General features: G+C 48.7%; 21 protein-coding genes. 11 read left to right on the top strand and 10 right to left on the bottom strand.

The features are described 5' to 3' along the window. Positions 1 to 118 precede the first annotated feature (118 nt). A complete protein-coding gene (locus KME12_12605; protein ID MBW4488621.1) occupies positions 119 to 2143 on the top strand; it encodes an alpha/beta hydrolase in 2025 nt (674 codons plus the stop codon). Between the two features lie 14 nt (positions 2144 to 2157). Here the strand turns inward: KME12_12605 and KME12_12600 are convergent, their stop codons facing one another. From KME12_12600 to ispD, 3 genes are all read right to left on the bottom strand, one after another. Next, positions 2158 to 2493, bottom strand: a complete 336-nt coding sequence (locus KME12_12600) for a hypothetical protein (GenBank protein ID MBW4488620.1) — start codon at positions 2491 to 2493, stop codon at positions 2158 to 2160. Between the two features lie 336 nt (positions 2494 to 2829). Further along, entirely contained in the window at positions 2830 to 3576 is a 747-nt protein-coding gene (locus KME12_12595) for an SDR family oxidoreductase (protein MBW4488619.1), read from the bottom strand. 122 nt (positions 3577 to 3698) lie between these two features. Continuing rightward, positions 3699 to 4391, bottom strand: a complete 693-nt coding sequence (ispD, locus tag KME12_12590; GenBank protein MBW4488618.1) for a 2-C-methyl-D-erythritol 4-phosphate cytidylyltransferase — start codon at positions 4389 to 4391, stop codon at positions 3699 to 3701. Positions 4392 to 4590: 199 nt separating this feature from the next. Here ispD and KME12_12585 point away from each other — a divergent pair, with 199 nt between their 5' ends. Next, positions 4591 to 5565, top strand: a complete 975-nt coding sequence (locus KME12_12585; protein MBW4488617.1) for a glycosyltransferase family 9 protein — start codon at positions 4591 to 4593, stop codon at positions 5563 to 5565. Positions 5566 to 5572: 7 nt separating this feature from the next. After that, a complete protein-coding gene (locus tag KME12_12580; GenBank protein ID MBW4488616.1) occupies positions 5573 to 6172 on the top strand; it encodes an HAD family hydrolase in 600 nt (199 codons plus the stop codon). On the opposite strand, the gene KME12_12575 is transcribed toward KME12_12580, so the two are convergent. Then, positions 6158 to 6637, bottom strand: coding sequence for a CRR6 family NdhI maturation factor (locus tag KME12_12575; protein ID MBW4488615.1), 480 nt, complete (start codon positions 6635 to 6637; stop codon positions 6158 to 6160). The two genes, KME12_12580 and KME12_12575, sit on opposite strands and share 15 nt — an antisense overlap. Before the next feature lie 177 nt (positions 6638 to 6814). Here KME12_12575 and thyX point away from each other — a divergent pair, with 177 nt between their 5' ends. After that, a complete protein-coding gene (thyX, locus tag KME12_12570) occupies positions 6815 to 8188 on the top strand; it encodes an FAD-dependent thymidylate synthase (protein MBW4488614.1) in 1374 nt (457 codons plus the stop codon). A gap of 8 nt (positions 8189 to 8196) precedes the next feature. Here the strand turns inward: thyX and KME12_12565 are convergent, their stop codons facing one another. Further along, the gene (locus KME12_12565; GenBank protein ID MBW4488613.1) at positions 8197 to 8742 is read right to left on the bottom strand and encodes a hypothetical protein; all 546 of its coding nucleotides are present in this window, start codon (positions 8740 to 8742) and stop codon (positions 8197 to 8199) included. Positions 8743 to 9544: 802 nt separating this feature from the next. Between KME12_12565 and KME12_12560 the strand changes: the two genes are divergently transcribed. From KME12_12560 to rpoD, 4 genes are all read left to right on the top strand, one after another. Beyond that, positions 9545 to 9940 (top strand): hypothetical protein, encoded by a 396-nt coding sequence (locus KME12_12560; protein MBW4488612.1) that lies wholly within the window; start codon positions 9545 to 9547, stop codon positions 9938 to 9940. 115 nt (positions 9941 to 10055) lie between these two features. Then, positions 10056 to 10745, top strand: a complete 690-nt coding sequence (locus KME12_12555) for a polysaccharide deacetylase family protein (protein MBW4488611.1) — start codon at positions 10056 to 10058, stop codon at positions 10743 to 10745. 339 nt (positions 10746 to 11084) lie between these two features. Next, positions 11085 to 11369, top strand: a complete 285-nt coding sequence (locus tag KME12_12550; protein ID MBW4488610.1) for a hypothetical protein — start codon at positions 11085 to 11087, stop codon at positions 11367 to 11369. Between the two features lie 1016 nt (positions 11370 to 12385). After that, positions 12386 to 13528, top strand: coding sequence for an RNA polymerase sigma factor RpoD (rpoD, locus tag KME12_12545; GenBank protein MBW4488609.1), 1143 nt, complete (start codon positions 12386 to 12388; stop codon positions 13526 to 13528). Between the two features lie 179 nt (positions 13529 to 13707). Here the strand turns inward: rpoD and KME12_12540 are convergent, their stop codons facing one another. From KME12_12540 to gyrA, 4 genes are all read right to left on the bottom strand, one after another. Next, the gene (locus tag KME12_12540; protein MBW4488608.1) at positions 13708 to 13887 is read right to left on the bottom strand and encodes a high light inducible protein; all 180 of its coding nucleotides are present in this window, start codon (positions 13885 to 13887) and stop codon (positions 13708 to 13710) included. A gap of 195 nt (positions 13888 to 14082) precedes the next feature. Continuing rightward, complete coding sequence (locus KME12_12535) at positions 14083 to 14262, bottom strand: high light inducible protein (GenBank protein ID MBW4488607.1); 180 nt, start codon at positions 14260 to 14262, stop codon at positions 14083 to 14085. 124 nt (positions 14263 to 14386) lie between these two features. After that, positions 14387 to 15658 (bottom strand): ABC transporter ATP-binding protein, encoded by a 1272-nt coding sequence (locus tag KME12_12530; GenBank protein MBW4488606.1) that lies wholly within the window; start codon positions 15656 to 15658, stop codon positions 14387 to 14389. Between the two features lie 204 nt (positions 15659 to 15862). Next, a complete protein-coding gene (gene gyrA, locus KME12_12525) occupies positions 15863 to 18385 on the bottom strand; it encodes a DNA gyrase subunit A (protein ID MBW4488605.1) in 2523 nt (840 codons plus the stop codon). A 186-nt stretch (positions 18386 to 18571) separates the two neighbouring features. Between gyrA and KME12_12520 the strand changes: the two genes are divergently transcribed. Beyond that, the gene (locus tag KME12_12520) at positions 18572 to 18970 is read left to right on the top strand and encodes a response regulator (protein MBW4488604.1); all 399 of its coding nucleotides are present in this window, start codon (positions 18572 to 18574) and stop codon (positions 18968 to 18970) included. A gap of 331 nt (positions 18971 to 19301) precedes the next feature. On the opposite strand, the gene KME12_12515 is transcribed toward KME12_12520, so the two are convergent. Continuing rightward, positions 19302 to 20102, bottom strand: coding sequence for a tetratricopeptide repeat protein (locus tag KME12_12515; GenBank protein MBW4488603.1), 801 nt, complete (start codon positions 20100 to 20102; stop codon positions 19302 to 19304). Between the two features lie 327 nt (positions 20103 to 20429). Between KME12_12515 and tgt the strand changes: the two genes are divergently transcribed. Then, the gene (tgt, locus tag KME12_12510; GenBank protein MBW4488602.1) at positions 20430 to 21560 is read left to right on the top strand and encodes a tRNA guanosine(34) transglycosylase Tgt; all 1131 of its coding nucleotides are present in this window, start codon (positions 20430 to 20432) and stop codon (positions 21558 to 21560) included. 99 nt (positions 21561 to 21659) lie between these two features. Beyond that, positions 21660 to 21797 (top strand): photosystem II reaction center protein K, encoded by a 138-nt coding sequence (locus tag KME12_12505; GenBank protein MBW4488601.1) that lies wholly within the window; start codon positions 21660 to 21662, stop codon positions 21795 to 21797. Positions 21798 to 22004 lie beyond the last annotated feature (207 nt).

The following is a 22004-nucleotide window of genomic DNA, read 5'->3' as shown; positions in this document are numbered from 1 at the left end:
AACTGTAAAGGATTAGTTATTTCTAAGGTCAAGAGAAACATCAAGGCTTAGAATTTTGCCAATTCGCCTGTGTCTTCCCTGGCCTGGGCCTGTTTACTAATCCTTTCTGAGATACCTTATGGCAACTCGGCGCTTTTTCGACAATCTACCGTTCTCGTGGGAAGGAAAATCTGCCGAAACGATTCAGAACGATCGCCGTTGGCTAGAATCCATTACGCGCAATGCCGCCCCATTTTCGGACTGGTGGACTAAAGCGCGGATTATCCAGTTGGCTTACCCAGCACCTCCTAACCCACCTGTCACAGCGCCAGGGCATTTACCAATCTATGCGGGGCTAGGTTCAGAAGCTGCGATCGCTGAAGTTTTGCAGAGTTTGTGCAGTCCAGAAGAGTATCCTGACTTTCACCGCAAAGTGGATGTCGAGTTTGTGATTGAAACGCTCAACTATTGGAAGTTACGTCAGTTTTCGCAGGCTATTAGTCGTAACTTTGAGGTTTACGCCGACCGGGAGCATGCCAACACCTTTTTGGTGACGAGTACCGCTCCGGTATCGCTAGAGGTCGATCGCCAACTGCCTCCCCTACATCGATTTCGGCCTCTATTCAACGTCGATGAGTTTGCTCGCATCATTGAGGAGCGTGATGCCAAGCGGCTCAGCCTCAGAACTCACGGCTACTCCAGTCCTGCTACCAGCTTTTACCAATCGTTTATTAATGAAGCTAACGAGCTGAACCAGACCGATCCAAACACTCAAGCCCGCACGCTACAAAACGACCACTTCTACGTTGGCTATCAGTGGCCGAGCGAACAACCTGTGACCAGTCCAGGGCTCTGGGCCGACTACCAAAGCCATTTGGGAATCGTCTTCAAGTTTTTGTTTGTGTTGAGCGGCGTTGCAGGGATTTTTGGCACGATTCTCTATGTTTTTTTGAAACTGTTTGGCGTTCCAGTGCTGAAGCTGTTGGGGCTGCTTCCGGGCATTGCTCAGGTATGGGAGTGGAGCGATTTTGTCGCAACTGTCGATTTGGCGGTGCAATGGTATTGGATTGTGCCCACGGTGTTTTTGCTGTGGACGATTGTGTTTCTGCTGTTACGAATTGTGGTTTATCTGCGCGATCGCTACCGAGCAATTCACTATGGTGCGCCAGATTTAGCCGAGTTTTTCTGGCGGCTGGATCGAGCCTTAAGCAACCTCGCCAGCCATCCAGCTTCTGATGCACTTCGGGCAAGCGAGATAGAGGAGCAAACCACAGGCGATCGCCATCTGAGCCTTAATCTCATCGGTCACAGCATGGGTGGACTGTTGGTTGTGAGCGTGCTGCGAATTTTGTCCGATCGCTTTGGTAAAGATGACCAGGGTAGCTTACTACCTGACCCCAGCAGTCCAGTGAATGAGGAAGCTGACAACATTGGCAAGCATCTCCGCTTGGATACGCTGATTTTGGCATCACCGGATATCCCTCTAGAATTTATGCGGGAGGGGCGCAACAACTATGTACGCTCGGCCATGCGGCGCTGTCGGCGGATTTACTTGATGTCGAGCGATCGCGATATTGTGCTGCGCTACCTTTCTACAGTGAGTAATTGGTTTAGTGAACCAAGTATTCAAATGGCTGGAATGCGGCTGGGCAATATTTATCTAAAGCCGATTCAGGTTGACGGCAATACGCAACACCGCCCTTATATCCGCATCATGATCCATTCAGAGCGGGCGGTACAACCTACTTCGTCCTATGAGCTGTTCCGCAAATTCAATTACCTAGATTGCTCGGAAATGGGGGGTGATCAAAAAACGGGTGGGAAAATGCGGCGTGATCAAGGAACGGGTGGGATTAATGCAGTAGGTTTTCAGCTCAATCGTTTCAATGGTCTGCTGATTGACCTAATCAACACAACGTTATTTTTGTTTGGCATCAAAAAACTGGATGTACATGGTGGTTACTTCCAAGTCAATACGCGATCGTTTCAGATTTTGAAGTTCTTAATCACTGCCAATTTTTTAGATGACAGAGTGATTCAAAGCACAATCGAAACTCTAATTGAAGGGACTTCCATCAAGTTCTTACCGAGCCAGCCTTGGGTCATGCCTAACTCAACTGCTACCCCTCCCCCTAGCTCCACCTCAACTACAGACAAGCGGTAGGAGTTATGCGATCGCTAAATTCGGCCTGTGGTGATTAATTTGGAACCCCCACCTAAGCAGAGCAAACATAGAAATAGTGTCCACAGGCTAGTAGGCCGCAACACGACTCCTCCGCTCATAAATACCAGGAGAATTCCCAAACCCACAAATAACCATCCTGTCTGGCGAATACTTCGACTTCCCAAAACTAATATGCCGATACCGCTGGCTATAGAAATCACTGAGCCCGCAGCTGGAATGTCTCGCCACCAATAAGGTGATATTCGGGTGGTGAAAATGATGTTTTGGCCGAGGAAATAAACCCCCACCAAAACCAAAGCTAAACCGATTAATTTGTTTAAAAGTCGCATGAGTTGAGGGCACGCTAAATTTTTAGTCAGTTCTAGCATGCCCAGTCCCAACCTGCTCTCAACTTATTGATATTCGATTCTCGGTTCTGGCGATCGCCTGTGAGTATTTAATGCAACTTTGATTCAATGGAGCCAAACCCTTGGGGGCGCTTGCCCCCAAACCCCCACTGAGGGACGGTTGCGTCCCCCAGCCCCCCTCCAAACGAGCCTAGCTGTTAGCATTTCGATTCTTTATTTCATTTCTCTTACCTCCTTTTTTCTGCCTCCTGACTCCTACCTCCTGATTCTTCTCTCCCCTCCCTCTTCATCCTTCATCCCTCCTCCTTCATCCTTCTTTCACAGCCTCACCAAACCGCCATCGATCGCGAGTGTTTGTCCGGTGATGAAGGCAGCGTCTTCGGAGGCTAGAAAAGACACAACGCCGACAATCTCGTCTGGGTTGAGGGTTTGTTTGATGGCTTGCATTTGAGCGATCGCGTCAAACATATGCACTTGTGGCCCTGTTTCTGTAGTTCCGGTGCGAACTAAACCGGGAGCGACGGCGTTGACGGTAATGCCAAATTCGCCCATTTCGGTGGCTAAGGCTCTGGTTAAACCGATTACACCCATTTTGGCGGCGTTGTAGTGTGCCAGGTTAGGAATCACGAGCCAATTGGCGGTGGAAGTGAGGTTAATAATTCGGCCAAAGCGACGCTTTTTCATGCCTGGAATAAAGGCTTTGCACATGAGAAATGTGCCGTCCAAGCTCACGGCTAAAACTTTGCGCCAATCCTCAAAGCTCATGTCCTCAAAGGCATGAAAGGGATAAATGCCTGCGTTGTTGACCAGGATGTCGCATTGTCCTAGTTGGGCTTGCACAACTGCTGCAAACTCAGCCACAGATTCGGGAGAGGTAACGTCACAAATTTGCGCGATTGCCTTCTGTCCAGTTGCTCTGACTATTTCTTCGGTTTCGGTTGCTAGCGAAGTTGCAGCGATCGCGACATCCGCTCCATCTTCGGCTAGTCGCTTAGCGAAGGCTTGCCCCAACCCTCTAGAGCCGCCCGTGACTACAGCGACTTTACCTGCCAATCTTTTACCCATTCCAGCATCCCCACGTTTTCAACTGCGTCATTGTAGGGACTCAACTTTCTGAAAGTAAAGCAACACGAATTCACTAGTAGTAGAGATTAAGAGAATATTGGCCGCTCAAACAGCCCCTAATTCTACAGAAAATTTAAGCGTTGTCGGAGGATGAATTCTGCGATCGCTAAATCCACTGGGGTTGTCACCTTCAGATTGGTTTCTTCTCCGGGCACGATTCGGACGGGCAGGTTGCATTTTTCAAACAACGCTGCGTCATCGGTCACTTCCCAGCCTTGCGATCGCCCTGTTTCGTGACACTGCTTCAGCTGAGCGACATCAAAGCCTTGAGGAGTTTGAGCGGCCCACAGAAATTGGCGATCGGGTGTGCTATTGATCCAGTGGGTTCCTGGCTCTACGACCTTGATCGTATCTTTGACGGGCACCGCTGCAATCAGCCCGGAGCACTCGAACAATGCCTCGGCACAGCGATCGAGCAGTTCTGGGGTAGCTAGACATCGGGCTCCATCATGAATCAGCACGCGATCGGCTTCTGGAGGTAGTGCTTGCAGGCCGTTATAAACTGATTCTTGGCGGGTCGATCCACCTTGAATCAGCTCGACGGATTTAGAAAGAGAAACGCTGGCCATGATTTCTTTGAACTCAGGCCAATCTTCTGGCTGGCCGACAATGCCAATCCATTGGATGTGTCGAGACGCTTCAGCCGCCAACAGTGTCCAAGCGAGCAAAGGTTTTTCTAGGAGGGTCAACAACAATTTATTGCGATCGCTACCCATGCGACGACCCATTCCGGCGGCTGGAATTAATAAGTACACGCTACTCCCCTAACTTGCTCATGACTAAGTGACCCATGCACTGACCATGCTTGGAATAATTGCAGTGTTTTTTAAGAATTAACCCAAAATCATCAGTCCCATTGGTGTTTTGGAGACTGACTCCTTTAGAAGGATTGTTTTGCTAGGTATATCTTCACCTAAAATAGGGAGCGTCAGTCAACTTAAACTCTTCTAAATAATGCGAGTACTGGCCCTTGTCCCTGGTGGGATCGGCGATCAACTTCTGTTCTTCCCGACCCTTGATGACCTAAAACGGGCATACCCCGATGCCCAAATTGATATCGTCGTAGAACCGCGAGCCAAAGATGCTTACAGAGTCTGTAAGTCTGTTCACGACACCATTCCCTTCGACTTTAAACAAAACAATAGCTTGGCAGACTGGGGCAATCTCCTAGGTATTATTCGCGATCGTGAGTACGATACTGTCTTGTCCTTAGGGCAACGTTGGGCGATCGGACTGGTCCTCTGGCTCACGGGCATCCCTACGCGAGTTGGTTATGCGGCAGGCGGTGAACGCTTCCTGACTCAACCAGTCCCCCTGAAGCAAGAACAGTACGCGGCGCAAATGTACCATGACCTCCTGCAAGGTCTTGGGATTTCTACCCCCTGCCCAGAAATCACAATTAACGTTCCTAAAAAAGATATCGAATGGGCCGAAGCAGAACAAAAACGCTTAGGCATTCAAGAAAGTGGTTATGTCCTGATCCACGGTGGATCGAGCAACCTGTCTAAGGCCAAAGGTATTGATAAAATTTATCCGGTGCAAAACTGGCAAAAAATTATTCAAGATTTCCGGCAGCGTCAACCGAATCTCCCCATTGTGGTGGTTCAAGGGCCAGATGATGCGGAGTTTGTCACTGAACTACAAGAAGCGGCCCCAGATGTCAAAGTGACCAAACCCAGTGACATTGGCAAGCTCGCAGCTACGATTGCGGGAGCTAACTTGATGCTCTGCACCGACAGTGCCCCCATGCATCTCGCGGTTGCCGTCAAAACCTTCACCCTAGCCTTGTTTGGGCCTACCGATCCTAATAAACTTCTTCCCCAAGCCGATGGTTCAGGCGAAACTCGCTTTGTAGGGATCAAATCTCCTACTGACAAGATGGCGGACATTACGCCAGAAACGGTGCTCAAGAAAGTTTGGGGCAATTAGAAACCGGATGAAGGGGGCAGGAGGTAAAATTGCGGTCTTTTTGGATCGTGACGGTGTCCTCAATGTTGAGGCTGGCTACATTCACCAGGTTGAAGACTTGCATTTAATGCCCGGTGTGGCTCAGGCAGTGCGGCGGTTGAATGACCAAGGCTTGTTTTGCTGCTTGGTATCTAACCAATCGGGGCCAGCCCGCAACTACTATCCAATTAGCCATGTTGAAGCCTTACACCGAAGGCTATGCTCTCTCTTGAACCAAGCAGCAGGTGCCTACTTGGATGCACTGTACTTTTGCCCCACATTAAGTCCTCCGGAGGGTGGTATTAATCCCGATTTGACTCGCTGGAGCACTTGGCGTAAACCCAATACAGGCATGCTGATTGCTGCGGCCTGGGAGCATGACCTCGATATCAGCCAAAGTTTTATGGTCGGAGATAAAGCGACTGATATCGACATGGCTCACAATGCAGGCTGCACCGGGATATTAGTTCAGACTGGATTTGGCGATCGCGTCTTAGGTGGCGAATACCAACATCACACCCGCCCCGACTACATTGCCGCAGATCTCCCTGCTGCTGTTGATTGGATTTTGTCACTACGAAACCACTAGGTTGAAAAATTCATCATCCAGTTCATAGCCAAACATCTGAGCCATTGACTTGACACGAGCTTTGCTGGGGATACCATACTGCTTCAGCCAATCCGCCAAGACAAACACTTTTTTCATCACGAACAACTCCAAAGCCTCTGGGTTGTATTGAATCCCTTCCACCCGATGAAACTGATGTGGCACTTGCATGGCTGTATAACGAGCCAGTTCCCCCGCTTTCCAGTCGAGCAAAAAGGGCAACCAAGGATAAGCCGCATCTAGTCGCACAAACCACAGGCGGATCTCAGGAATTTCGGGCAACTCTCTTGGGTCTTCAGGCTCACGCGGATATTCAATTTCAAAGGTGATCTTCTGTTCAGAAGCCGCGATCGCCCCTTCTCTAATTAACTTCTCAATCACAGTTTGCACGGGCGATACATCTAAACTGTTGAAATGTTCAGGCTTGAGCGAAATTGTGATTGTCATTGACTTTCCAGGCTGAAGAAATTGTTTTGGCAGCAAGTGTGCTAGGAATGTTTCAATTTTCGCTGAATTCAACCGCAATATTGCATTCTTACCAATTTCTTGGCCCGAGAGGGAGGTGAGAAGGAAGTCAGAAAAGAAGTTATGATCAGTTCCCGTGATTTTTAGAGATGGGCGGTCATGCAGAGATTCCAGGTTGAAGTCCTGAGGGCAACCTCAAATCCCCAACAGGCGATTTATTTAGCCATGCACCAGGACTACAGCGAAGCCTGGGTCTATGGAGAGCGCGATCGCTGGCCCGATGAAGCTAAATGTGGCGAGTTAATCACCAAGAACCTCCTGGCGGGCAATCGGGGACACTACGGCCCGCTAGAACATCCACAAATTATCCTCAACTGCGGCTGGTTCCCTCACTCCACCATGCAGCAAATCCGAACTCACAGGGTCGGCGTGAGCTTTGATGTTCAATGTCTTGCGGGGGATACAGAAATTACCTTCGTCAAAGCATCGGGTAGCCTCCGCAAAATTAGAATTGCTGACCTCTATGACCTCTGGGCCAATGGTGAAAAAGCCGTCAGAACTAGAAATGTTCGAGGACGTAACGGTGAACCGCCGGGAGAGTATCGCCGTGATTGCAAAAATCGTTTGAAGAAAATGTCGCTGCGGGTCTTGAATGAAGAAACTGGCATCTTCGAGACCAGCCATATCCAGCACATTTTCAATCAAGGCATGCAGCCAGTTTATCGCCTCACCCTTGAAGACGGTCGCACCCTCGACTGCACCGAAAACCACCAGCTATTTACTGCCGAGGGTTGGAGTCGCATGGGTGAAGCGCTGGAACTCCTAACCAATGCTGATGGTGAAGTCTTATCCTTCAAACAAGATTGCCATTTGATGACAAATGGAGTTGTCGTCGGTGAGAGGCCAAAACTAGAGTTCGCGCAAAACCTTATGCCGATTACCGAGTTACTTCCTAAGCCAAAACCCCAAGGTCGAAAGCTCAAAGCTCATCCGATGAAAGTGGTTCAGGTTAAGTACCTAGGACGGCAGCAAACCTATGACATTGAAGTGGCTGGTCGTTGGCATAACTTTGTAGCAAATGGCGTAGTAGTACACAACTCTTTCCGTTACACAGGGCAGCGCATTATTGATGTGGTGGAGGGAAAGCGAGATGTGGAAGATGTCTTCTATCTACGCCCCGTTGGTTTTTACACCGATCGCCAAGGCAAGCGCTACGAATACACCGAAGAACTGAGAAGGCAAGATCTGGAATGGTGTTTTGCGGGTTGCGAACGCTACAAACTCCGGATTGACCAAGGCTTTTCTGAGGAACATGCCCGCAGCTTAATTCCCTTTGATGTACGGCAGCATTGGGTCATGTCAGCCAACGTGCGATCGCTGATGCATTTGATCGACCTCAGATGGAAAGCAGATGCTCAACTGGAAGCCCAAAAGCTATGTGAGCTAATCTGGCCGCACTTCCAGGCTTGGGTGCCCGCGATCGCTGACTGGTATGAAACCAACCGATTAAAGAAAGCTCGCTTAGCGCCATAGCTAGTTAGTTATTGTGGCTCAGCCTTAGTGACAGATTGCTCATCTACCCCCAAAGTCAGCTCTAGGGGTGTGTTGTTTGGTAATGCCTTTACGACGGTTCGGTATACGTCATAGTTGGCGGCGGCGGTGGTTGCGCGATCGCCACTCTGATAAGTAATTTGATACTCCACAGTTTTGAGGATCTGGGGAGTGCTGATTTTCTCGTAGGTACGCTGTCGTTGCTCCATTTCATCTACGGTAGGGCGAGGCGGTAAAGCAGGCCACCATAGTCCCCGATCGTCTGGCCCTGTGACTGCACCTTCGGGTCGATTGCCGTTGCGATTGAGCAGAGAAGTCGTCGAAAAGGCTTCGGTACGAGTCGCTTGATCACGGCCTGGGTTGGTAGAGTATTCTACCTGCCAGGTATAGGTGGTGCGAGCGGTCGCTTCATATTGGCTGGCAGTTAGAGTTTCGCACCCTGCCAGCGCGATCGCCAGTCCAAGCCCCATAAAGATGCAGCGAATTCTTGGCCATTGATGCGATCGCTTGCACTTGAATCGCTCAGTTACATCCATGCAACTAGAATTTTTTAGGCTTGGCGACAAAAGTCTCATAGAAGTTTTTAGGGAATGCGGCATAAAATTTATTAAACTAAAAATACAGATTTTCTCTCTACCCATTAACGACCAAGTTAATTTCCCACAAAACAAGTACAGAAAGGATTAACTTTTCCGCTCAATCCTTTTTTATTTAATTTCGTTTTTTAGTAAGGCAAGAGAAAATAAATAGCGGCTTCCACTTAGATTCCAAGCTTTCTACTAACAGGATTTATCATCTCTCCTTAAGAAAGGAATCCATAATCTATATGGAGGGGTTGGCCTTAAAACTATTTCTTAATTATTTGGTATCGCCAGTGTCACCAAATCTTTACGAATACTTGGCTAAAACAAAAGCTGTCTCAAGGATTGACTTCCTTTAATTTAATTTAAACTTTTCCGCCTTCATCCGGAAAACTCTTTTATCTAAACCCTGAAAGTATTGATTTCAAGGGCTTTGGTGGTCAAAAACAAAAACAACAATCTTTCCTAAGGGCATTAAATATATTCAGAGTCAGGCCAAGACAAATCTTAGTATTCTGAATATGAGGCTGTTCCCAGTTAGCAGCTTGCTACAAACAACCTAATTTATTTAAGCAGACCTTAATCTTTAGCAATATTGCCAGTGTTAACTTGGTGGCTCAAAGCTGAAGAAAGTGAAAAGCCACATTTACCTCACAAACAACCAGAAGATAATTAGGCAAGAGATTCCAGCAGTTCAAAGGCCATGAAATAAGGATTTCTCTACAGATATAGTGGCAGATAGCGTGCTGGGTTATTTATGCAGTCACTTTCGAGTTATGTGTTGGTTCTGAGCCAACAATCAGATGATTTAGAGATATTAAAGTCGCTATTAGGCCGACTCTGCTGTGCTGTCAGTGTAGCTGGCTCAGAAGCACAAGCAATGGCTCAAGCGAATCAAGAACTACCTTATCTAGTAATTTTGTCAGGCGATCGCCATGCTTGGTCAGGGGGCTTGGTTCATCATTTACGCAGCATGACCCGGACTAGCAATACGACCATTGTGGCCCTAACCGATTGTCATGCCCCTAGTTGGTTGCCACAGGAAGAAAACCCTGGATTCGATGGTTTTTTAGTCAAACCGATCAGTGGCGACATTCTTTCTTCGTTAGTGCAATCGGCTAAAGTGCGGCGCAGTTGCTTAGTCGGAAGTTGAAGTTCAGTAAGATCGAGGCAGTTGACGCTCACTTGGGCAACTAGTAGGCAGCTAAACCTAGGCAACTGAGCTTCAGCAACTGAGTTAGATCCATCTAAGGCGAATCCCATCAGTCATGCAACTCGCTCCCCTCTATCCAGTCTTATATCAGCTTCTCAAGCCTGCTTTTCCGGGCTGTCTCTGGAGCGGTCATTGCAGCTCACCCGCGATCGCCCTCACATTTGATGATGGGCCTCACCCAGAGCACACTCCTAGACTTTTAGAAGTTTTAAATACTTACAAGATTCCGGCTAGCTTCTTTTGGCTTGGTGCTTGTGTGAATCAAGCTCCCACTGTCGCTCAAAGCGTTTATGAACAAGGTTACTGGATTGGCTTGCATGGCTACGACCATCGGGCTTTTCCTAAACTCACCCCTACTGCGCTCAAACAAAGCCTAGAGCAAACTCAAAGCGCGATCGCCCAAGCCTGTCACTTAGAGTTGGCTTACGTACAGCAGCACATGATCGATGTTCGGCCACCTAACGGCTTATTTACCCCTCAAACCTTAAGCCTGCTAAAAAACTGGGGTTACCGCCCTGTGATGTGGAGCGTTGTGCCTGAAGACTGGGAGCGACCTGGCATTTCCGTTGTGACGCAGCGGGTGCTCAAACAAGTGCAGCAGGGTTCGCTGATTGTTTTACATGACGGCTATTTTGGAGGAGCTGATGTGGCAGCCACCGTCGCTGGGTTGATTCCTCGCCTTCTACAACTCGGCTATCACTTTGTCACAGTCGATCAACTTTGGCAGATGCAAAGCCAACACTAAAATAAATAATCATCAGGGTTGCATGATTTGATTCTCTTTCCAACTTGTGGATTTGATTTTCATTCCTAAGCTAGGTTTTAGGGTGCTATAGCAGACTGCACAATTTCAGTTCAACTCAAAATTAAATAACTCCACAATCTTCTAGTCTTCTAGATTTTTGCACCCTCTCGCTTAAGAGATCAGGAAGCAAGGCTCTGCGGAGCCTCAGCAATTTCCTCATTTATGACTGAAGGTTACTGAATCTAAAATCAAGCAACTCTCTGGCAGGTACATCAAGTGTTACCTTTCGTTATAGATGAGAGAAAAATTCTTATTTTCAAGTTTTGGTTTGATAACAAGGTGCAAGATGGGTTGTCCTATCAAGGAGAGTTGTTTTGCCGCCTGCAAACCTTAGAGCTACGCTATCGTCCTCAGCTCTACCACTTTGGCTGCAAACTCTCCCAGCAAGGCACTTCGATTGTGATCAGTTCTGGCATCAATACTTGCAGCCTCTGGATCAGCCTGCGTGATCCTGCCATCAAAACCATGTTGGCAAACTCAGGAATTTCAGACTTACCTAACATGCCCCCGTTCTCATTAGTAGAGCCTTTTGAGCCTCCTCAACCTGAGGAAACTAGCTACTAGCTCCATAAGCTTTAATGGAAAAAATTTGATTATCTGAGTAAAGCAATTTAGATCTTTTAATCTCCTCTCGAAATAATCCTGATTTAGCTGTAGGTTCGCTGAGCTAGGGTGGGTAAGTTGAATCAGCCGTTGATGAGTTATCAGCCAATGCCGCACAGTTGGAGACTTTTGAGCTAACCTACGGCAAGGGCGATCGCCTTTGCGGCTAATTTCACACATCTCAATGTTGCCGTTGGCGCTCATTAAGCTGCACACTAAAGGCTCTCCGAAACATTTCTCGGTTTGGTACTTCTCTTGATGAAAAACTCATCATTCTAAAACGAGGGAGCTGAACGACCCTGTCAAAATTACTGACTTTCACAGCTTCACTGGTCCGGAAGTCACATTCCGAGCTTGCTAGCGTTATTGTCAACCCGCTATTGCATGAAATGTTTGCCTGAGTTCTACTTCTTTGTGATGTTTACGCTATCATCAAAAGCTCATGGATTCTTCACGAGTGTAGTCGATGAAAATCAAACTTCCTCATGGTTGCATCATGCTGACTGTGCATATCCTGCTAACTTTCACCTCGTAAGTTATGGCAAGGAAAAGGATGCAACTTTTGTGAGAAAAGCTACAATCGGAGAGACATTCAAAATTTCAGTACTCACCGATACCTTGGCAGAGCCTCAACTAAACATCGTATGTTTGGGGATGGGGTCAGTTTTTGCGTTGCTAACAATTAGCAATTGGAGTATTTCGCAAATTTATGACCAAATTCTCTAACTTCAGAGGGTTATCTTCTGAAAAAGCATGTTACCAATGATGGATAGAGATCTTTATCTCTGTTAGCTTGTTGAGGTGAATGCTGTTGTAGGGAAGGCGATACCAAAGCTAGATGAGCGTCGCGTGCTCGACGGCATGATCACCTAAGCAACTTGTTTGAGATTTGTTCAAGCAAGTTTTTCAATCCTTTAGACCTTGAATGGTCTCAACTTTTTTGATTCTCTACATATAAGGAGCATGAGGAACGCGGCATGACCCAGGCCCATAACGTACTCGAAACCATCGAATCGCTTCGCGACGCTTCTGACGAACAGCCTGATGGTGAGCTGGATGACTTCTTACCTGAAGAAGAAGATGATGACTCTCTAGATGTGCAACCGGATGAAGGAGATGGTAAGTCTGCCAAGGGTCGGGCTACCCGACGACGCGCTCAAGCTAAAAAGAAGCATTACACCGAAGACTCAATCCGTCTTTATCTTCAAGAGATTGGCCGCATTCGACTCCTCCGGGCAGATGAAGAAATTGAGCTAGCGCGGAAAATTGCGGATTTATTGGAACTAGAACGCATTCGCGAACGGCTCTCCGATAAGCTTGAGCGCGAACCTCATGATGGTGAGTGGGCGAGCGAAGTCAATATGGGGCTGCAAGCTTTCCGCTCTCGCCTCCATTTGGGTCGGCGGGCTAAAGAGAAAATGGTGCAGTCTAACCTGCGCTTGGTGGTTTCCATTGCCAAGAAGTACATGAATCGGGGCCTTTCGTTTCAGGACTTGATTCAGGAAGGTAGCTTAGGTTTGATCCGAGCTGCCGAGAAATTTGATCACGAAAAGGGTTACAAGTTCTCGACCTACGCAACTTGGTGGATTCGTCAGGCAATTACACGGGCGATCGCGGATCAATCTCGGACGATTCGCCTACCAGTCCACTTGTACGAAACCATTTCTCGGATTAAGAAAACCACAAAGCTGCTCTCTCAAGAAATGGGTCGTAAGCCCACCGAGGAAGAGATTGCGACTCGCATGGAAATGACCATCGAGAAGCTACGGTTTATTGCCAAGTCTGCCCAATTACCAATTTCCTTAGAAACTCCCATTGGTAAAGAAGAAGATTCTCGCTTGGGTGACTTTATTGAATCCGATGGCGAAACACCTGAAGATCAAGTCTCTAAGAATCTACTGCGGGAAGATTTAGAAAGCGTTTTGGGTACTCTCAGCCCTCGCGAACGGGATGTACTGCGACTACGCTACGGCCTAGACGATGGACGGATGAAGACCCTAGAAGAAATCGGCCAAATCTTCAACGTCACACGGGAACGGATTCGTCAAATTGAGGCGAAAGCGTTGCGTAAACTGCGCCACCCCAACCGCAACAGCGTGCTTAAAGAGTACATTCGCTAAGCTTTACAGCACAAGCAGGGCATCACTTGTGGGTGCCCCAACAAAAAAAGCTCGTAGCACAATTGCTATTGAGCTTTTTTTGTGGTTCGAAAAAGCAGACATGAAAAAACTGGAAGCTCAATTTGAAACTTCCAGTGCTTTGGTAATTTGAGGTTGACAAAACGATTCGCCTAAAGCGTTTACATTAGGCCCCAAAAATGTAAAAAGCCTTCATTGGAGAAGAGTTCAATTAAAGTAGCGGCTAAGAAGCCTAGCATCGCAAGGCGGCCATTCCAAATTTCTGCTTGAGGCGTAAAACCAAAACGCCAAGCGTTGCGATCGTCCATGACAGGAGTAGTAGTCTTGGTGATGTCTTGCATCGTTTTCTCTCCAAAGGTGTGAGATTAACAGAGATCACTCAGCGAACAGTGAGGTTTAGCTAAGCAAGAGAGTTAACACAAAGTCTTATAAACTTATGTAAAACAATGTAGCCAAAAATCTTGCTATGTGCAACATGGATTTGTTGCGATCGCTCTCCCTATCAAGCAGAGGACGACAGCCCAACTGCCTTTAACCTACATCAAACCCCAGAAGTGCAGGAAGCCTTGACCAGAGGTCAACTCGATTAAAGCAGCTGCCAAAAACCCAATCATGGCGAGGCGACCGTTCCAGACTTCGGCTTGAGGTGTAAAGCCAAGCCGCCAAGCGTTGCGATCGTCTAGGGTTGGAGGAGTTACTTTCGTAGTGTTTTGCATCAGTTTCTCTTCCTATGGCCGTAATTTGTTAAGCAGGCTGTAACACCATGTAAATAAATGTAAACCAGTTTGGCCTCAAAAAGCCTCTTTCATAAGGAATAGACAGCAACAGCAACACAACCGATTAAAATTTCCGCTGATTAGCAAAAATCGCCTGGCCTGTTTCAGGTTCAAAGAGGTGAATTTTTTCAGTCGCGATCGCCAACCACATTTCCTCGCCTAAGCGCACCGCTTGGTCAGGACTAATTCGCGCTTGCAGGATTGATTCTGGAGTTTCAGATCCCACTAAACGTACAAGCACTTGGGTTTCATTGCCCAGGGCTTCGACTCGTTCTACTTGTACGGGTAAATTCTTGGGTGCGGGCACACTGACACTCACATGCTCTGGCCGAATTCCTAGCAGGAGCGATCGCCCATCATATTTTTGCAAGGTTGTGGCCCAAACTTCAGGCAAGGTAAGGCGGAACTGGGGATGGGTAATTAGCAACGGAGCTTTGACCTGGACGGGTAGAAAGTTCATGGTAGGAGAGCCGATAAACTCTGCCACAAAGCGATTCACGGGTCGGTTATACAGCTCTAGCGGTGAGGCAATTTGTTGAATCTGCCCCGCATTCATCACAGCAATGCGATCGCCCATCGTCATCGCTTCCACTTGGTCGTGCGTAACGTAAATGGTGGTGGTGCCCAGTTGCCGCTGTAGTTTCACAATTTGGGCACGGGTTTCTGTGCGGAGTTTGGCATCCAAGTTAGATAGCGGCTCATCCATCAAAAAGACTTGGGGATTGCGGGCCATGGCTCGTCCCAAAGCCACTCGTTGTTTTTGCCCACCGGAAAGTTGTTTGGGCAAGCGGCGCAAAAGTGCCTCAATCTGCAACATTTGGGCGACCGTTCGCACCCGCTCATCAACCGTGCGTTCGCGATCTGACCAGTAACGTAGCCCTTTAGGGAGCGATCGCGTGGAGCTGACCAGCAGATTCTCAGCCCAAACGGGTAATCCTTGCTGCCTGCTATTTCTCCGGGTTCTGATTGGTTCTGGATTAGTTAATTCTGGATGAGCTAATTCTGGGTTGCCTAGTTTGGTGCGTCTAAGGCCAAAAGCCAGGTTGTCATAGACGCTCATGTGCGGGTATAGCGCATAGCTCTGAAACACCATCGCAATATCCCGCGCTTTGGGGGGCAAATCGTTGACTAAGCGATCGCCTACCCAAATGTTGCCGCCAGTGAGATCTTCTAAGCCAGCGATTAAGCGGAGCAGGGTGCTTTTGCCACAACCTGACGGCCCTACCAATACCATAAACTCGCCATCATTCACAGTCAGGTTGATGCGCCGCAGCACACTCACACTCAGCGTTGGCGGTGTAGCAGATGCCGCTGGAGTGGATTCAGCTTCACTCATAGGTGCCATGCCCTTGACGAGTAAAGGCTCCGCTGGAGCAGGAACGCTCGTCCCTTCTCCCTGCCGATTGGCAAAACTTTTATAGATATTTTCTAGAACAACCTGCGCCACGATAGCTCCGATCCATAGCGTTGAAATTTAGCTTACTGGACTTTATCTCCAGATTGCACGGTCTCTAGCCTTGCTAGCTGTATGAATCTGTCGCTAATCTGTCTCCAAGGAACTGGTTGAGGTTTCTAGCGCTGTAATCAAGGCAACTTTCTCCCCAGAGTTAAGAGGGAAGAGGCGATCGCCTGCGCTATCCTTGCCGCGAATCGCCACCGTCTCTACGGCCAAGCGGGCCAAACGATTTTGATTCGTCCATAACAATACCTCAGTGTCAGGCAAAGCCGCTGTAATGCCTGCTAGGTTATCGGTCTTGGCGGTAAACTGAATCGCTTGAATGCCAATTTCACCCCGATTGGTCAACCGTAAAGCAGTGACAGGCATCCGTTTAGCATAGCCCCGCTCCGAGACTAGCAAGAGGTTGCTTTCGGCTTCTAGAATGACACAGCCTACTAGTTTCTCTTGCTTGCGGAGACGTAAAGCCTGATTACCTTGGGCGGTTCGTCCCATCAGCGGTAATTGGTCTTCATCTACCTCAAATCGCAGCAATCGCCCTCCTGAAGTTGCAAGGACAATTTGCTGACCAATAAAGGCTGGACAAGCATAGACCAATTCATCGTCGTCTTTTAGCTTTAGGGCAGTTAACCCCCGACTGGTCAGGTTAGTAAATTCTGAAAGCGGTACCCGTTTAGCTCGCCCCTGTCGAGTCAGCATCACCAAGCTCAGTTCTTCCACATTCTCTGGAATCAGGAGTTGAGAACTGATTGTTTCTGGATCACCTTGGACGGCGTTAGGCAACAAGATGACAAGAGGCGTTCCCTTGGCATTGCGTCCTGTACTAACCGGAATATCGCCCACCTTAATGGTGTAGGCTTTGCCACTCCGGGTAAACACGAGCAGTTCTTGCGCGGTGTTAGTCCAGAGGGTCTGATTGACTACATCACTATTTTCCGCTGGCGCTGTCGGAGTGGAGTGACCGTTTTTGCCACGATTTTGCCGCTGGAAAGCTTTTACAGACAACCGCCGCACATAACCGCGTTGAGTTAGCTCCAAGACTGTCTCCTCTTCGGCGCTGGGTGCCTCAGCTAGGAGCTCTTCTTCCGGGACTGTGGTCACTGAAATGCTGCCAGCGATGCGAGTCCGGCGAACATCTCCATGCTTTTTCTTCAATGCCCGGAGGTCTTTTTTAAGAGCTTTCAGAAGTTCATGGCGATCGCCCAACAACCGCTGCAAACTTTGCATCCGGTGGGTGAGTTCCTCATATTCGGTCTGCAAGTTCTGTCGCTCCAGTCCGGTCAAGCGCCGCATTGGCATGGATAAAATGGCATCGGCTTGGCGATCGCTGAGATCCAGCTCGTTTTGCAAGCTGATTTTGGCAGTGGTGCCATCCGGAGCATGGCGCAGAATCTCGATGACAGGGTCGAGGTGGGATAAGGCAGTTAATAACCCTTCTACTAAGTGAGCGCGGCTCTGGGCTTGATTCAGCTCATTGGTATACTGCCGCGTCAAGGTGACTTCGCGGAAGTCGAGGAAATGCTGGAGCAGTTGCTTGAGAGTGAGCTGGCGGGGTTGGCTATCGACGAGGGCTAGCAAAATGGCCCCAAAGTTAGTCTGCAACGGAGTTTGCTTGTAGAGGTGATGTAACACAAGTTGCGGACTCACATCCCGCTTCAGTTCAATCACAATCCGCATGCCATCGCGATCGCTTTCATCCCGGATGTCAGCAATTCCTTCAATGCGGCCTTGGTTCACCAAGTCAGCCATCTTCTCAATCAAGCCCGCTTTGTTGACTTGATAGGGCAACTCCGTGATCACAATTGCCGTGCGGCGCTGTCGTCCCTTACCCACAGGAATTTCTTCAACTTGGGCAATTCCTCGCATGGGAATACTGCCTCGCCCCGTGGTGTAGGCATCGCGAATCCCCTCTTTGCCGACAATTTCTCCTCCGGTCGGAAAATCGGGACCAGGAATAATTTCTAGCAATTGCTCATCGGATAACTGTGGGCGATCGATTAAAGCGATCAAGCCATCGACCACTTCGCCTAAATTGTGGGGAGGAATATTGGTGGCCATGCCCACAGCAATACCAGAACTGCCATTGAGTAGCAAAAATGGTAGCTGGGCTGGTAGAACGGTAGGCTCTTGCTGCGAGTTGTCAAAGTTGCCAATAAAATCAACCGTGGCTTCGCCAATTTCACTCAGCAAGCCTTCATTGCCAATCTGCGCTAACCGAGTTTCGGTGTAACGCATGGCGGCAGGAGGGTCGTCATCCACCGAGCCAAAGTTGCCATGCCCTGCCAAGAGCGGATAGCGACTGGAAAATTCTTGCACCAGCCTGACTAAAGCGTCATAAACCGCTTGGTCGCCGTGGGGGTGATATTTACCCAACACATCCCCAACCACACGAGCACATTTCCGGTAGGGGCGATCGGGGGTAAGACCCAGTTCGTGCATGGCATACAAAATACGCCGATGCACTGGCTTCATGCCATCCCGCACATCTGGCAACGCCCGCCCGACAATCACACTCATGGCGTATTCCAGGTAGGACTGTTGCATTTCTATATGCAGGGCAGTGGGGATGACCTGTCCGTTTTGGATCAGGTTCAACTGTTTCGCCATGAGCTTTATTCCTTAGTTCCTGACTTCAAACCAATATCTTGATAACTTGAGAATAGTGAGGCACAGCATACCTCAAACGACCCTACTTACAGCATCCCTCAGAGTAGGATCAAACCGGAGGGATGTGGCATCGGCAGACCGAAGGGTAAACTACTGCATTGTGGGGCCATGATTAAGGAAACCAAGATGAAAACCGTTTTAATTGTGGAGGATGATTTGGTAAACGCTCGCGTTTTTGGCAAAATTTTGACTAAACGTGGGGGTCTAGCTGTGAAACACACGGAAAATGTCGAAGAGGTAATCCAAATTGCCCGCTCTGGTGAAGCCGATATTATTCTGATGGATGTTTCTTTGGCTCGAAGTGTTTATCAAGGCAAATCGGTTGATGGCATCAAAATTACGCAAATGCTGAAAGCAGATCCGCAGACAGCTCAACTCCCCATCATCCTAGTTACGGCTCATGCCATGCAGGGCGATCGCGAGACTTTTTTGAAGCAGAGTGGAGCTGACGGCTATATTTCTAAGCCTGTCGTCGATCATCAACAGTTTGTTGATCAAATTACCGCTCTATTGCCTCAAGACTAGAGTGCTTCAAGGCTGGGTCCAATTCCAGCATCCTCCTGTGCAAGCAGGTGGAAACTGCTTAGGTTGAACCATGCAGCAGGTTTTGCCAATTTTATACAAATGTACTACTAAGGAAATTGTAGCAAGTCTTGCTGAACAATGGGCTCAGACTGGCTGAGAGCCTCTACTCAGCTGATTGGCTCCTATTGATAGGCTTACTAGCAAGGCCACCTAGCTCAGGTCAGCAACGAGTTCATGTGAGCCGTCTCAAACTGAGTTCACCTAGCGACTACGAATATTACCTGGAGCTTTGCTCCTAGCTTGTTATAGCTTTGCTTTTTCCTGCTTGTAGCTACTGGGGAGCCTGCTGAGGGGCTGGCTGGGTCTGGTTCCGAGCTAGTGTTGCTTGGATTCTCGGCGTATCTAGTAGCTTCTTGGCATCTGTGAGCAGGCGATCGCCCCAGAGGTTTTCCTTGAGAAACTTCATGTCAGCATAGCGACTGTCTAAGTCAATTGCTTTTTCGCCCAACACTAATCCTTGTTCGCGATCGCCTTTGTTGTAGAGCGCGACTGCCAGGGCTAGCTGGGGTTCAGCAGCTTTGGCATCAATCGCAACCGCAGTCTGCCATTGCTTAATAGCTGCATCTACCGAGCCTTGCTCATATCGAATCAGGCCAATGTTGTTAACGGCTGGCCAAAACTTGGGTTCTTGCTTCACCGCAGTTTCGTACTGGGCGATCGCTTCTTGATAACGCTTCAGCATGTAGTAGGCATTGCCTAGATCAAATAAAGCTCCAGATGTATCTGGCTTCAACTTCAAGCCCGCTTGCAGGTACTCAGCCGCCCTAGCGTACTGGGATTTTTGGAAATAAGCTGAACCCAGCGCAAATAGAATGGCACTATTTTCAGAGTCTAGCGATCGCGCCCGCTCTAGTGACTTAATGCCTTTATCTAGCTCAGTTTCTTGTAAATACAAACTGCCGAGCAATGACCAGACTTGCGAGTTATTGGGAGCCAGTTGAGACGCCAACTGCGCTCTAGACAGCGCTACTTCGTATTGCTGAAACTGAGCAAGCTGAGCTGCTTCCTGTGCTAGACTGAGGCCCTGCTGCTCTAGCTGACTAGAGTTCAATTGCAGTGTGTGGGGAATCATTGCTTGCGCCGAGGCAGGTTGAGCAACACTCCACAAACCAAGGGCGATTAGGAGAGGAAGCAGAGGAAAGCGGTTAGGCACAGTACAGTCCTAAGATAAAGAACACGAGTTTTCAGTTAGCTTAGACCATCTCACCCCAATCATGGCAACACCCTGAAGCAAAAGTCAGCCAAGAAAAGATAGCTGATTTGGGAGGGAAGTTGGCATTGGTAGCACTTCCAGTGTAATTCATCGTCTATGCTGTAAGGTTGATCCCCTTGTATTCCGCTCTTAGCCTCCACCCTCCTTGCCAGAGAGCATTTATTCACTTTCTAGGTTGAATTTGTCTTGAGCGCTCAGTTTACCTTTCAATGTCAGGCTCGATGCTGCCGCACTCAGGCTAGAGCAGGTCTGTTTACAACGCCACATGGTGTGGTAGAAACGCCTCGATTCATGCCAGTGGGGACGCTGGCGAATGTTAAGACCATCACACCAGACCAGCTCCAAGCCACTGGTGCCCAGATGGTACTTGCCAACACCTACCATCTACACCTGCAACCAGGTGAGGAGATTGTGGCGCAGGCGGGAGGGTTGCATCAATTTATGGGTTGGTCTGGCCCGATGCTGACTGATTCTGGTGGCTTTCAAGTGTTTAGCTTGAGCGAAATGCGCCAAATTGATGAGGCAGGCGTGAAGTTTCGCTCTCCCAAAGATGGTCAAATTATTCACCTGACCCCAGAGCGATCGATTCAGATCCAAAATCAACTGGGCGCGGATGTAATCATGGCCTTCGACGAATGCCCGCCTTACCCAGCGACTCGGGAAGCGATCGCCGAAGCCACAGCTCGAACCTATCGCTGGTTAGAACGCTGCATCACGGCCCATCAGCGGCCCGATCAAGCCTTGTTTGGGATTGTACAAGGTGGGGTTCACTTGGATTTACGGGCAGAAGCCGCTCGCTCTCTAGCCGCCCTAAATCTCCCTGGATACGCGATCGGAGGGGTGAGTGTCGGAGAACCGCCTGAACTAATTGAACAAATTGTTAAAGCAACGACGCCTTTGCTACCTGTAGACAAACCCCGCTATCTCATGGGTGTGGGCACCTACCGGGAAATGGCTCAGGCGATCGCGGCTGGTATGGATTTGTTTGATTGTGTCATTCCCACCCGTCTGGCTCGGCATGGCAGCGCTTTAGTCCGAGGCGATCGCTGGAACATCAAGAACGCTCGGTTTCGGGAAGACTTTACCCCCCTGGATGCCACATGCCCTTGCTATACCTGCCAAAAGTTTACTCGCGCCTACCTCAGTCATTTATTGCGATCGCGGGAAATTCTCGCTTACACCCTGCTATCCATTCACAACATCACTGAGTTAGTTCGCTTTACTCAAGAAATTCGCGCCTCGCTCTTACAAGGCTCCTTTGCAGAGGATTTTGCTCACTGGTTAGCACCTGCTTCAACCCCTGCTTCGGTCCCCTAGAAGCGCCAGTCAAAATCGTTGTAACCTCAGCGCCGCCCAGCAAAGCGTGTTAAGATACGTACCAATTCTGAAATCTGTGTTGGAGAGGTAGAGTTATTCATGGAAGCGGCACTGCTGTTGGCAAAACTGCCTGAAGCTTACTCAATCTTCGATCCCCTAGTGGACGTTTTACCCATCATCCCAGTCTTTTTCTTATTGCTCGCTTTTGTTTGGCAAGCGGCTGTAGGTTTTAGATAAGCTGATAAACCTGGTTCAATCACCGATAAGATACTTGATTGCAAAAGGATGGCCCCTCTGTTTATGAGCAGCCATCCTTTTTTAACTAACTAGACGGGAAATCCCCATCCTTCTACAAGGTGGGGATGAGATGTCGCGGCAATGGAGTAAAGCGGAGTTGCCCTACTATCTATCGGGTTTTACGAACTCTCGAATTAACTCTCTCAA

The organism is Trichocoleus desertorum ATA4-8-CV12, from assembly GCA_019358975.1.
In the GTDB taxonomy this organism is placed as follows: Bacteria; Cyanobacteriota; Cyanobacteriia; order FACHB-46; family FACHB-46; genus Trichocoleus; species Trichocoleus desertorum_A.
This window is presented reverse-complemented; position numbering and strand designations above follow the sequence as displayed.